The organism is Candidatus Paceibacterota bacterium, from assembly GCA_035583355.1.
Classification (GTDB): domain Bacteria; phylum Patescibacteriota; class Minisyncoccia; order Phycocordibacterales; family UBA6899; genus JAJZQJ01.
This window is the reverse complement of sequence record DATEZQ010000012.1, coordinates 42,860-54,919: the sequence shown is the minus strand read 5'-3', so window position 1 is coordinate 54,919 and position 12,060 is coordinate 42,860. Positions and strand designations below refer to the sequence as shown.

The 12,060-nt window shown below is 47.7% G+C and carries 10 protein-coding genes, 1 tRNA gene and 1 rRNA gene; 10 read left to right on the top strand and 2 right to left on the bottom strand.

The window, feature by feature from the left end:
• From VJ579_04855 to VJ579_04840, 4 genes are all read left to right on the top strand, one after another.
• The gene (locus VJ579_04855) at nucleotides 1-522 is read left to right on the top strand and encodes a hypothetical protein (protein HXK38367.1); all 522 of its coding nucleotides are present in this window, start codon (nucleotides 1-3) and stop codon (nucleotides 520-522) included.
• A 1-nt stretch (nucleotide 523) separates the two neighbouring features.
• Nucleotides 524-820, top strand: coding sequence for a hypothetical protein (locus VJ579_04850; GenBank protein HXK38366.1), 297 nt, complete (start codon nucleotides 524-526; stop codon nucleotides 818-820).
• A 512-nt stretch (nucleotides 821-1,332) separates the two neighbouring features.
• Nucleotides 1,333-2,849: ribosomal RNA gene (locus tag VJ579_04845) — 16S ribosomal RNA — on the top strand.
• A 708-nt stretch (nucleotides 2,850-3,557) separates the two neighbouring features.
• A complete protein-coding gene (locus VJ579_04840; GenBank protein HXK38365.1) occupies nucleotides 3,558-4,628 on the top strand; it encodes a GMP reductase in 1,071 nt (356 codons plus the stop codon).
• Nucleotides 4,629-4,692: 64 nt separating this feature from the next.
• Here the strand turns inward: VJ579_04840 and VJ579_04835 are convergent, their stop codons facing one another.
• Nucleotides 4,693-5,100: a hypothetical protein gene (locus VJ579_04835; protein ID HXK38364.1), complete on the bottom strand. Its 408-nt coding sequence runs from the start codon at nucleotides 5,098-5,100 to the stop codon at nucleotides 4,693-4,695.
• A 126-nt stretch (nucleotides 5,101-5,226) separates the two neighbouring features.
• On the opposite strand from VJ579_04835, the gene VJ579_04830 reads away from it, so the two are divergent.
• Nucleotides 5,227-5,652 (top strand): hypothetical protein, encoded by a 426-nt coding sequence (locus VJ579_04830; protein HXK38363.1) that lies wholly within the window; start codon nucleotides 5,227-5,229, stop codon nucleotides 5,650-5,652.
• A 32-nt stretch (nucleotides 5,653-5,684) separates the two neighbouring features.
• Here the strand turns inward: VJ579_04830 and VJ579_04825 are convergent, their stop codons facing one another.
• Nucleotides 5,685-6,020: a hypothetical protein gene (locus VJ579_04825; protein ID HXK38362.1), complete on the bottom strand. Its 336-nt coding sequence runs from the start codon at nucleotides 6,018-6,020 to the stop codon at nucleotides 5,685-5,687.
• 258 nt (nucleotides 6,021-6,278) lie between these two features.
• Here VJ579_04825 and VJ579_04820 point away from each other — a divergent pair.
• The 5 genes from VJ579_04820 to VJ579_04800 all read left to right on the top strand — a co-directional run bounded on the left by VJ579_04820 (nucleotide 6,279) and on the right by VJ579_04800 (nucleotide 11,952).
• Nucleotides 6,279-6,352 (top strand) — tRNA-Ile (locus tag VJ579_04820).
• Between the two features lie 415 nt (nucleotides 6,353-6,767).
• Nucleotides 6,768-7,448 carry a 16S rRNA (cytidine(1402)-2'-O)-methyltransferase gene (gene rsmI, locus VJ579_04815; GenBank protein HXK38361.1) on the top strand — a complete coding sequence of 227 codons (681 nt, stop codon included), beginning with the start codon at nucleotides 6,768-6,770 and terminating at the stop codon, nucleotides 7,446-7,448.
• Between the two features lie 127 nt (nucleotides 7,449-7,575).
• On the top strand, nucleotides 7,576-8,109 hold the full coding sequence (locus tag VJ579_04810) for a hypothetical protein (GenBank protein ID HXK38360.1): 534 nt from the start codon (nucleotides 7,576-7,578) through the stop codon (nucleotides 8,107-8,109).
• A gap of 8 nt (nucleotides 8,110-8,117) precedes the next feature.
• Nucleotides 8,118-9,428: a putative glycoside hydrolase gene (locus VJ579_04805; GenBank protein HXK38359.1), complete on the top strand. Its 1,311-nt coding sequence runs from the start codon at nucleotides 8,118-8,120 to the stop codon at nucleotides 9,426-9,428.
• An 82-nt stretch (nucleotides 9,429-9,510) separates the two neighbouring features.
• Nucleotides 9,511-11,952: a type IV secretion system DNA-binding domain-containing protein gene (locus VJ579_04800; protein HXK38358.1), complete on the top strand. Its 2,442-nt coding sequence runs from the start codon at nucleotides 9,511-9,513 to the stop codon at nucleotides 11,950-11,952.
• Nucleotides 11,953-12,060 lie beyond the last annotated feature (108 nt).

Below are 12,060 nucleotides of genomic sequence, written 5' to 3'. Positions count from 1 at the left end.
ATGCGCTACATTACCGCAATCCTATTTTCATCGCTTGCCGCAGGCCTCATTGTTGCATACGCATATCCGACGTACCAAAAGATCGGAGAGCAAAAGGCACGCCAAGTTGAGCTACAAGACTATATTCAGAAGGCTTCACGCGCCCAAGATAAGATTAATAATCTCGATAGCATCTACAGTAAGTTCCCTGATGGGGCAAGTGAGCGTATGGCTATCATGATTCCCGAGTCTGTGGATGATGTGCGCCTTACGATGGACCTCACTAATCTTGCAGCATCGCACGGTCTCTCACTCGCAAACCCTTCAATCAAGAAGCTTTCAGTGGACAAGAGCAGCCAGTTGCAGCAGTACGATGTATCATTCTCGATAGAGGCCCCGTATGTTACCTTCCGTAATTTCCTGAATGATATTCAGTATTGGTTACAGATTCGTGATATTACGTCGCTGTCCATTACTCCGGGCGAAACACTTTCTTCTCCAATGAGAATTTCGATTAGTTTCGTAACGTACGCACTCCACTAATATGAAGCAAACACTCTTTGATATGCTTATCGTGATGGTGGTCCCCGCACTTATATTTGTGGGATATATCACGATGCACAATATCGGTGGTACACAGGAGTTGATCCAAACTATTACCGGTGGTAACGTTCCAAAGGCAGATGAGCCTGGTGCACGCACAACGCTTGCACTTAATGAGCTTGATAAGATTCAACTTGATAGCTCTATCTTCTCGCTGACGGAATTCAAATCGCTCAAGTTTAGTCAGGCTACTATTCCTGATGAGCCGATCGGCCGCAAGAATCCATTCACCGATTAAAAAGAACGCATGAGCGTTCTTTTTGTTTTTCTCATGCTCAGCTGCATGGAATTTGCACCAGCAAACATACATATATATGGAGAGGAAATGCAGGTGCGTAGGGTGGTTCAAATGGTCAGTCAGTATGCTTATGAAAGTACTCTATAGAGTGACTAACAGAAAGGTATTGACATAGGTATTTCAGTGTGATAAAGTCCTAGGGCAGTAAAAAGAAAGGGGAGAAATCGCTTGACTATTCCTGGCATTCGTATATACTGCATCTTACGTCAATCGAAGTTCAGCGAAAGCAAAAACCCCGAAAAGACGTAAAGAACTTTGACAACTGAGTGTTACGCAAGATCCTGGTCAAACCTGCCGTATGAGTAATACGAAAGGCAATGACCAAAATAACAAATTTCATAATCAATTTGTAATTCCAGTTTTGAGAAATCGAGTAATCGATAACACAGTAATAATCAAGAGCATTGAAAGTTGGGTCAAGAAAGAAAGTTCTCTCTTGTCTCATTTTACTTTTAATTAAGAGTTTGATCCTAGCTCAGGATGAACGCTGGCGGCGTGGATAAGGCATGCAAGTAGAACGATTCATGTTTACTTCGGTTTACATGGGTAGTTGCAGACGAGGTAGTAACACGTAGGAATATCCCCCATAGTCAGGAATAACGTATCGAAAGGTACGCTAATACTTGATGGTCCCGCAAGGGTAAAGATTTATCGCTATGGGAATAGCCTGCGCAGTATCAGCTAGTTGGTAGGGTAAAAGCCTACCAAGGCTATGACGCTTAGGGGAGGTGAGAGCCTGACCCCCACCGATGGGACTGAGACACGGCCCATACACCTACGGGTGGCTGCAGTCGAGAATCTTCCGCAATGGACGAAAGTCTGACGGAGCGACGCCGCGTGATCGAAGAAGCCTTTCGGGGTGTAAAGATCTTTTATGAGGGATGACATAGCGACAGTACCTCATGAATAAGGGGCTGCTAATCTCGTGCCAGCAGCAGCGGTAATACGAGAGCCCCAAGCGTTATCCGGAATTACTGGGCGTAAAGAGTTTGTAGGCGGCACTGTTAGTCTTCTGTTAAATCTCCTGGCTCAACCAGGAACCCACAGAGGAAACGGCAGAGCTTGAGTGTGTGAGAGGTGAATGGAACTCATAGTGTAGGGGTGAAATCCGTTGATATTATGGGGAACACCAAAAGCGAAGGCAGTTCACTGGCACATTACTGACGCTGAGAAACGAAAGCGTGGGTAGCGAAAGGGATTAGATACCCCTGTAGTCCACGCCCTAAACGATGTTCACTCGCTTTATGGAGTATCGACCCTCCGTGAGGCTAAGCTAACGCGATAAGTGAACCGCCTGGGTAGTACGATCGCAAGATTAAAACTCAAAGGAATAGACGGGGACTTGCACAAGCGGTGGATTATGTGGTTTAATTCGTCGGTACACGAAGAACCTTACCAAGACTAGACATCCTAACGAAAACTCTAAGAAACTAGAGCCCTGCGCAAGCACGGTAGGACAGGTGATGCATGGCCGTCGTCAGTTCGTGGTTTGAACTGTTCCCTTAAGTGGGGTAACGAACGCAACCCTTATCTCGTGTTACAAGTGTCACGAGAGACTGCCCAGCCCAATGTTTGGAAATCCTTTTCAAGGATTTGTGAATATCGGGCTGGGAGGAAGGTGGGGATGACGCCAGGTCAGCATGTCCCTTTGACGTCTTGGGCTACACACATAATACAATGGGAGTTACAACGGGTCGCGACGCCGCAAGGCTGAGCTAATCCTAAAAAAGCTCCCCCAGTTCGGATTGGAGGCTGCAACTCGCCTCCATGAAGCCGGAATCGCTAGTAATCGCGGGTCAGCCAAACCGCGGTGAATACGTTCTCAAGTCTTGTACTCACCGCCCGTCAACTCAAGGGAGCCGGGGGTGCCCCAAGTCTCATCTCGCATGGGCCTAAGGCAAATTCGGTGACAGGGAGTAAGTCGTAACAAGGCACGGGTAGCGGAAGCTGCTCGTGGATCAATTCCAATTTGGGCGTGATTCATATTTATATGATCACTGATCGTCGATTGTTTCTTCAAGAAACATGGATATCATGAAATTCCATTTAAGTCATGACCTAACGTGCTGGTGTCGCACGTCGGATTTCCTCGCAAATACGTTAGCGAGGGGGTAAAATGAGGCAATAGAGAATTTTATATTCTCCAACCTTATCTTGATAGTGAATCAAGAATTGATTAAGAACTTGCGTAACACTCAGTAGTCAATGTAAAGAAATACCCGGAAGGGTGTTTTTCTTTTTGTTAAATATTTAAATTTTCAAATGTTTAAATATTGGTTATGGGAATTCTCAACGCTCGGGGCGTTCCCTTTGGGAACGTCTCGCTATTTGAAGTAAAATGAGGCAATATCAGCGGCCTCGAGAACTCGGCACCAGGCGCTGATACCGGTAGGAGTCGCGCCACCGCGCGTCTATCAACTCAAGCCACTGCTGCGCATTGGCTTTTTCCGATAGAGAATTTCATGCGCTGAGTCGTTCACGGGTAGACATCAAGAATTGATCAAGTACTTGCATACGCCTAGATTCAAAGTAGGGAAGAACTGGATGGTTTTTATTAAATTTTTGAAATTTTCAAATATTTAAATACTCGATGAATGGGGGCTTTACATGTTGTATTTCATGATTGCGGTAGGTTTTTACATGTTTTCTTTTGCCGCAACTGCTATAATGGCGATATATGCGCATAGATAATGACATGAAGTTGGATTACGCAGATGTACTCCTCAAGCCAAAGCGAAGTACACTCGAATCACGAAAGGACGTTGTACTGGAGCGAACGTTTACGTTCTATCATTCGCCAAAGGAGTGGACTGGTATGCCGATCATGACCGCAAACATGGCTTCTTCGGGGACATTTGAGATGGCGAGGGTGCTCTCAGAATATAAGATCATTACAACGTTCCATAAGTATTATACGGTGGATGATTTCAAGGAATTCTTTGCTCAATTCAATAACCCTGATTATGTTGCGTACAGCCTAGGTATACGAGACGAAGACATGCAGAAACTCCGCGATATGGATGCCGCTGGTCTCATGAAGAATTTTTCATTCATTTGTCTCGACGTGCCCAATGGATATTTGCAGCGTTTCATCGATGCGATCAAGTCAGTGCGTGCAATGTTTCCTGAACATATCATCGTCGCAGGGAATATCGTGACCAACGAAATGGCTGAAGAGATCATTCTCTCGGGTGCGGATATCGTTAAGGTAGGTATTGGCTCAGGTGCCGCATGTACTACTAGGCGCATGACCGGTGTCGGTTATCCGCAACTCTCTGCGGTCATTGAATGCGCGGATGCAGCGCACGGTATTCGAAATGCACAAGGAGTGGGGAGAATCATTGCCGATGGCGGACAGCAATATATCTCCGACATCGCAAAAGCATTTTGTGGTGGTGCTGATTTCAATATGTGCGGCTCACTCTTTTCAGGATTTGAACAGAGTGGGGGAGAAACAGTCGAGAAGAATGGAAAGCTCTATAAGGAGTATTTCGGCTCCTCTTCAAATAAGGCAATGATCGAACATTATGGGAAAAAAGATGCGCATCGTGCGAGCGAGGGGCGCTATGTACTGCTTCCCCACAAGGGAGATCTGCATATTTTCGTTCAGGATCTCCTTGGTGCGTTGCGTAGCACTGCAACCTATCTTGGCGCAAGCTTCCTCAAGGAGCTCCCAAAGCGCGCAACCTTCATCATGGTTAACAGACAACTAAATACGTATCTCGAAAAGTATGATACGGGCGATTAGGTCATAATGTCGAAGAGAGTGTAAAAGAAAAAACGCCCGGGTGGGCGTTTTTGGGGAGGGGGAGCTAGTCCTGAAATGCACTGATGTGTGCAGCGAGCTCCGCGAAGATGATCATGAAGAAGGCGATTGTGGGGTTAGCTGGTTTCCCGAGGAGGGTAGTGAACAGCACGCTCGCAGTGATTGCGATGAAGACAGACAGAATCGCAGTGAACGCATGTATCGTCTTACGATGCACTTCTCCGCCAGTCAGTAGGACTGTGATGGAGATGAGATTTGCGATGAAGCCGGCCGTCGCGCTAAAGGTAAAAAACATGGTGAATCCCCAGAGCGCCAGCAGGAAAAGATGCCTTCCGTCGGGTCGACCGAGGAGGAGGATTGCTGTGAGCACGGCGAGGCAGATGAGCAGTGCACGAACTTGCTTGGCGAGGAAATCCCTTGTGTTGACGAGAGCGGGCGAATCACTGGTGGACATGGTGTCTCCTTGTTGAAATGTGGTCTATGGAAATTATGACATAGTTGTATTAAATGTCAAGCAAAGTGTGTACTTTGGCTAGCGAGAATTTGTATGCACAATAACCGTATATGCTACAATTACAGGATGGAAAGAATAGGAAATGAAGAGGTGTCTGAAGGGCAGATGCTTAATGCAGAGGAGGACGTGAAGCACGAAGTGAAGGAGGTAGTGCCCGAGCTTAGTTTTTATCATTTTGCAGAAGAGGATGAGGGGCCTGTGGATGGGAAGTATGTTATTGTACGCACAGCAACAGGAGAAGAGTTGTTTGCTACGCTTCCGCGCAGGAGGGCAGAATTGCACTCTGATATTGTAAATATCCTTGGGGGTGAATTGGGTGAGAAGGTGACTTGTATTGGTGGAGGCTATTTTGAAAAGATCGATCCCTATGTTGATAAAGATATGCAGTGGGCGGTGCAAGGTAAGAGTAGTGAGTTTGGTGCAGAAGAAAATCGCAAGCGCACTGCAGCGCTCGTACAAGCACAATTCCCGGAACTCATCATTCGTTCGTGATAGAGAAAAAGCCCCACGTATGGGGCTTTTGATTAGGATCGCGGATTGATCCGCGAGCGGTAGAGGCCGATAGCGCAGCAAAGCGCGCTGATGTCCGAGCGGTTCTGGGTAAACTTGAAGAGCGCATCGAAGAATCCGTCGAGCGCAAGGTCGAGTGTCACCATTCCACGAACTGACCCAGTGATTTCTCTCGTGGTGAGTATTTCAGTCAGTGTGACGACATACTCTTTCCCGGGAGGGCGCTCGAGGCCTGCACTTTCGAGTAATTTTTCAATCGCTCGGTGTAGTGCTTTGTGCTCTTCGGGAGCACAAACTTGGAGGGCTTTGTTGAGGCGAAGTCCTGAAAGGAGCAGTGAGGGGTTGTCCATATGGACTCCTTGTGGTGAAGTTCTGTTTTAACCATAACAGACCAGATTAGTGCGTCAAGGGTAATCCTGAATTGCGCCTTTACCTATTGCGTTTCCACTGAATTTTTGGTATATTGCCTCTACGCGAAAGCGAGTGATTTAGGTCTTAAATATATTCATTGGTTTACAAAGTGCGCGTGTAGCTCAGGTGGTTAGAGCGCGTCACTGAAAAGCGAGGTAAAGAAAAATCGATCCCAATTAAATATTTGTGTTCAAAGTGCGCGTGTAGCTCAGGTGGTTAGAGCGCGTCACTGATAATGACGAGGTCCCAAGTTCGAGTCTTGGCATGCGCACCTTGAACATAAATATTTGATAGGGATTTTTCTTTACACCAGGCTCGCTTGCTGGTCAAGGTCGCGCCACCGCGCGGCAATCAACTCGGGCTATTGCTGCGCACTAGCCCTATCCAGTAAAACGAGGTCCCAAGTTCGAGTCTTGGCATGCGCACCTTGTAAATCAATGAATCTATTTAAGGCTTTTTTATTTGCGCATCACTGAAAAGCCAGGCCCTTCGGGCACCGGGGCTGGCTTGCCCGACAAGGTCGCGCCACCGTGCGGCTATCAACTCACGATTCAGCTGCGCTGAGTCGTTCACGGGTAAAGACGAGAAAGTTCGAGTCTTGGCATGCGCACAATGTGTACAAATATGAGTTTTTTAGCACACAATATTTGTTTTTGATTATTGGGATATTGTGCTAACATGCCTCTATGGCGACACTATATATAGTCTCTACTCCAATTGGCAACCTCGAAGATATCACGCTGCGGGCGCTAAATGTCCTCAAATCGGTCAATAAGATCCTTTGTGAGGACACGCGCGTGACGAGGAATCTGCTCGCGAAATATGATATCCATGTACCGACGATGAGCTACCACGCACAGAGTAGTTCAGGGAAACATGATGATATCCTTGAGCTTCTCCGTGACGGTCAAGATCTCGCACTTGTATCTGATGCGGGCACTCCGACGCTTTCAGATCCTGGGGTACTCCTTGTCCAGCTTGTACGTGAGCATCTGCCCGACGTGCAGGTGATTGCAATTCCGGGTGCTTCCGCACTCCTCACCGCGCTTGTCTCGACAGGATTCTCTTCAGCACAGTTTCTTTTTCTCGGTTTTCTCCCGCACAAGAAGGGGAGAGAGACACTCTTTAAAGAAATAGCAGAAACAGAGCGCACGATAGTATTTTACGAATCTCCGCACCGTATCGAAAAGACACTTGAGTCGCTCGAGAAGTATCTTCCCGCAGATCGGAAAGTTGCGGCCTGCCGAGAACTCACAAAAATGTTTGAGGAAGTACAGATTGGTACCGCAGCGGAAGTGCGTGCCTATTACGCTGCCCATCCGGACAAAGTCCGAGGTGAATTCGTGGTCGCAATCAATCAAATGTAGTAAAAATGTTCTCCCCACGGAGAACATTTTTGTTACATGAAAATTGGTCATTGACGGAACTCATTTATCCTATGGACGTGCGCTATCCACATTAGAAGAAAACAAGAACATACTCTATAATACGAGTATGGCACGCAAACTTCTCATCGGCATCGCACTCGTTATCGCTGCTTTTCCTTGGTTTGGATTTTCCCATTCCATCGATACCTACGTAACTACAGTGCTCGGACTTTTTATGGCCGCAGTATTGCTTTTTTCGAAGCGCCCAAAGATGCTTCCGCAGGAAAAAACTAATGCTCTCCCCGATGCAAAACCTTCACCTTTTGTTCCATCGATGCAGGAGCTTCCCGTTGCGCATCCGAAGGAAGAAGCTTTCACTCCCGTCATTGTCGCAGAGCGACAGTCTGAGTATGTGATTCCATCACCAATCGAAACGCCTGTCCGCAAGCGCGCACGCATGGCACAGCCCGCAACTCCGCAATATGAGATTCCTGCAGCAACGAGTACACTCCCATATGCGCATCCGACGACACCGCGTCGCGTACGAAAGAATGTAGCCCGTGTCACGTTAAGCGAAGAAGCACAGGTACAGCCCGCAGATGTACCCTTTCAGCCAAATACAAATTCATTTGAGGACTCGCGTGCAGAGACTCACTCGTAATATTCCTCATGCAACCTGAAACCTCTACAATGAAGCACTTTGTGCTGGGAGTACTTATCCTGGCAGCACTTTTGATGATCTCTATGGCGTTTGGTGGCGGCGCAACAGTAACGTATGACCGCACAGCGGTCGCAAAAGAGATTGCAGCAGAAGAGGCGCGCAATGCCGCAATGAACGCATCGTCGACTGCATCGACAACACAAAACTCAGTCACGCCAATCGATGTAAAAACCGATGGTGTTGCTCCTATTTCTGCGCAAAGTATCACAAGTTCAGGCACTACTTCGCCGAAGACTCGCCCGATAGTTGTGCACCAAAAAACGCCAGATGTAGTGCGTGCAGCGTATATGACAAGTTGTATCGCAAGTGGTGCGGGTTTGCGTGCACCTATGTTAAAGCTGCTCGAAGATTCAAGCCTCAATGCACTGGTTATCGATGTGAAGGACTATACGGGGTACATCTCCGTTGACTTAGGGAATCCAAATTTTCCTACTGGAGGCAAGTCTTGTCTTGTGAAGGATATGCATGAGTTCCTTGCTGAGCTTGGAGCAAAGGGTATTTATCGCATTGCTCGTGTTGCAGTGATGCAGGATCCTTACTATGCTGATCATCATCCTAATGAGGCAGTGAAGCGCAAAGATAACGGGGGAATATGGAAGGATAATAAAGGACTCGCATTTGTTGATCCAAGTTCAAAAGATTTCTGGAAATACATTCGTGATGTCTCTGTCGCCGCATATGATGCGGGATTCGATGAAGTAAACTTCGACTACGTACGCTTCCCAACTGATGGAAATCTTGCAAACATGTCCTTTGCACACAATAGTTCAACAACGAAGCAAATGGTCATGAAGACATTCTTCACTTATATCGGTGAGGAGATGCGTTCTCGAAAGATCCCAACTTCTGTGGATATCTTTGGTATGGTGACGACTGCAAGTGACGATCTTGGTATTGGGCAATATCTCGAAGATATACTCCCACACTTTGATTTTGTTGCGCCTATGGTCTATCCATCACATTATCCAAAGGGTTTCAATAACTGGAAAGATCCAAATACTGTGCCCGGACCACTGACGGAATTCGTTATGGGTAAGGCAGTAGAACGTGCAAAGGCGAAGGGCTTTGGTCCCGAAAAGTATAGAACTTGGATTCAGGATTTCAATTATGGAAAGATTTATACTGCGGCTGATGTGCGTGCAGAAATAAATAGCAGTGTGAAAGTGGGTGTAAAAAGCTACATGGCTTGGGATCCATCGAATCGTTATACTGATGCTGCATATATCCAGCCCGCAAATCCGATTTCCGCTGCACAATAGTGATAGAAAAACACGACCTCTCGGTCGGGTTTTTTGTTATTTCCATAATGCAATTGTGCTATAATGCATGTATAACGCCACTATGAGCTGGAAATACGACAAAGAAAAGATTACCTATTTCGCTGAAACTGACTTCCGTGGACAACGCGTGAAATTCGGCATTCGTGCTGAGGATCGTGCGCGTCACATGTACATCATCGGTAAGACGGGTATGGGTAAATCTACCTTGCTCGAAAACCTCGCAATTCAAGATATTCAGAATGGGGAAGGAGTTTGTTTTATCGATCCTCACGGAGGCACCGCTGAGGCGCTTTTGCAGTATGTTCCAAAGGAACGTGTGAATGATGTCGTCTACTTTGCACCATTTGATGTGGAGTATCCACTTGCGATGAATGTGCTTGAGGATATGGGACCAGAGAAGCGACCACTCATTGCGTCAGGGCTCATGGGTGCTTTCAAGAAGGTGTGGGTGGATGCATGGAGTGCTCGTATGGAATACTTGCTCTCGAATGCACTCCTTGCACTACTTGAAACTCCCGGCTCGACACTCCTTGGTGTGAATCGTATGTTCGCTGACAAGGATTTTCGTGAAATGGTGGTGAATAACGTGAAAGATGCCTCTGTGCGTTCATTCTGGGTAGATGAGTTTGCGAAGTATACCGAGAAGTTCGCAACAGAAGCTGCATCTGCTATCCAAAACAAGGTTGGACAATTTTCTGCAAATCCACTCATTCGTAACATTGTTGGACAAGAGAAGTCCACATTCGATATTCGTTGGATGATGGATAATCGAAAGATCTTCATTGTGAACTTGAGTAAGGGCCGCATTGGTGAAGGAAATGCTGCGCTCCTTGGTGCTATGCTCATCACGAAGATGTATTTGGCTGCAATGAGCCGCGCCGAAGTAACGCCAGGAGAGCTCAAGGAACTCCCACCATTCTATCTTTATGTCGATGAGTTTCAATCCTTTGCGAATGAGTCGTTTGCGGATATTCTCTCTGAGGCACGTAAGTATAAACTTTGTCTCACAATCGCACATCAATATATTGATCAGATGACGGACGAAGTGCGCTCCGCGGTGTTTGGAAACGTTGGTACAATGATCACCTTCCGTGTGGGTTCTACGGATGCCGAAGTTTTGGAGAAAGAATTTGCGCCAGTATTCGTTGTTGATGATTTCGTGAGCCTTGGTTTTGCGCAGATCTACCTTAAGCTCATGATCCGTGGAGCAAGTTCCGCTCCGTTTTCCGCACGCACTGAAGACCGTCCGCCAATGCCCGAGCATACCTATCTTGCAGAAGTCATCGATGCTTCCCGAAAGCAGTTTGGAAGACCACGCGAACAGGTTGATGCCGACATCAATGTGTGGTTCAGGCCAGTAAAAGAAGGGGGGAGTACTAGTGATGCGCCAAAGACGCAGAAATATTCTCCGGGTGCACGTCCTGATCGACCACGTTATGAAGGATCTTCTTCGGGGTCACGTGATGGTGGTGGACAAGGTCCCCGCCCGTCATATCCTCCTCGTGATAATGATCGCGACCGTGGTGATCGTCCTTCTTATGTTCCGCGTAGTGATGATCGAGGTGGACAGGATCGACCACAGTATGCACCGCGTCAGAGTGAGCGACCAATGCCGGGAGGCCCTGCATTGCGTGATGCACTTGCACGCGTGAATGCAGCTCCTGCGGGATCACGAGACAACTTTGGTTCATATGATCAGCAGCGCCCGTCTCAACAACCACAGCAGGAGCAGCAGTATGCCGCGCCGCAGCAACAGATGCCGCCGCAATACCAGCAGCAGCCTCCGCAGCAGTACGCACCGCCACAGCAATATCATCCTGCTCCTTATGCGCAGCCTCAGCATCCGGGATATCCTTACGCATTGCCACCTGCTATGCCGGGACACTATTATCCTCCGCAGCCAATGCCGCAGTATCCGTATCCTGCGCCGCCGCAACAATCATATTATCCGCAGCATTACGCGCCGCAGTATCCGCAATATCCTTCGCAGCAGATGCAGTATCCGTATCCTCCTGCACAAGCTCCGCTCCCGTCACCTCATGCCTTTGGGCCGCAATATGTAGTGGTGCCAGTAAGTCCAAAGACACATACGCAGCAACATGTTGCACCGCCGTCAGTTCCTAGTCGCGAGCCCCGTAGGGAGGAGTCTCGACGAGAGGATACTCGCCGTGATGATGGCAAGAAAGAAGAGCGTAAGGACTCCATGCGTACAGAACGTCCTGTCGATCGCACGCGTACGGAGAATCTCAAACGTGAACTTGCAAAGTCAGAGGCGCGCAATGTGGCGCCCCGTGTTGATAACAAGAGTCCCACCCCAGAGAAGCTTGATGCACTTGCTGAAGCACTAAAGAAACTTCAGGAAAAAACCGCAGCGGCACCTGCTCTCGAGGGTGATGGAGTAGAGCCACCAGTGCAGCTTGTTGCTACTCCAGTTGAGGAGAAGCAGCAGCCGAAAGAGGTTCCGCTCGATCAGCTCAGATCGGTGCTCGGAGATAATGAATAAAACAATAGTCGCAAGACTATTGTTTTTTTAACCATTGAAATAGTGATGTGTACTGCATATTTTCTTGACGCTCTCCAATAACCTTGTAGTTTTAGCATAGAGCGTACT

What these genes read in the sequence shown, in the direction of transcription:
- VJ579_04840 (HXK38365.1), top strand. Translation starts at nt 3,558, where the DNA reads ATGCGCATAGATAATGACATGAAGTTGGATTACGCAGATGTACTCCTC.
- VJ579_04850 (HXK38366.1), top strand. Translation starts at nt 524, where the DNA reads ATGAAGCAAACACTCTTTGATATGCTTATCGTGATGGTGGTCCCCGCA.
- VJ579_04855 (HXK38367.1), top strand. Translation starts at nt 1, where the DNA reads ATGCGCTACATTACCGCAATCCTATTTTCATCGCTTGCCGCAGGCCTC.
- VJ579_04825 (HXK38362.1), bottom strand. Translation starts at nt 6,020, where the DNA reads ATGGACAACCCCTCACTGCTCCTTTCAGGACTTCGCCTCAACAAAGCC.
- VJ579_04800 (HXK38358.1), top strand. Translation starts at nt 9,511, where the DNA reads ATGAGCTGGAAATACGACAAAGAAAAGATTACCTATTTCGCTGAAACT.
- rsmI (HXK38361.1), top strand. Translation starts at nt 6,768, where the DNA reads ATGGCGACACTATATATAGTCTCTACTCCAATTGGCAACCTCGAAGAT.
- VJ579_04805 (HXK38359.1), top strand. Translation starts at nt 8,118, where the DNA reads ATGCAACCTGAAACCTCTACAATGAAGCACTTTGTGCTGGGAGTACTT.
- VJ579_04830 (HXK38363.1), top strand. Translation starts at nt 5,227, where the DNA reads ATGGAAAGAATAGGAAATGAAGAGGTGTCTGAAGGGCAGATGCTTAAT.
- VJ579_04835 (HXK38364.1), bottom strand. Translation starts at nt 5,100, where the DNA reads ATGTCCACCAGTGATTCGCCCGCTCTCGTCAACACAAGGGATTTCCTC.
- VJ579_04810 (HXK38360.1), top strand. Translation starts at nt 7,576, where the DNA reads ATGGCACGCAAACTTCTCATCGGCATCGCACTCGTTATCGCTGCTTTT.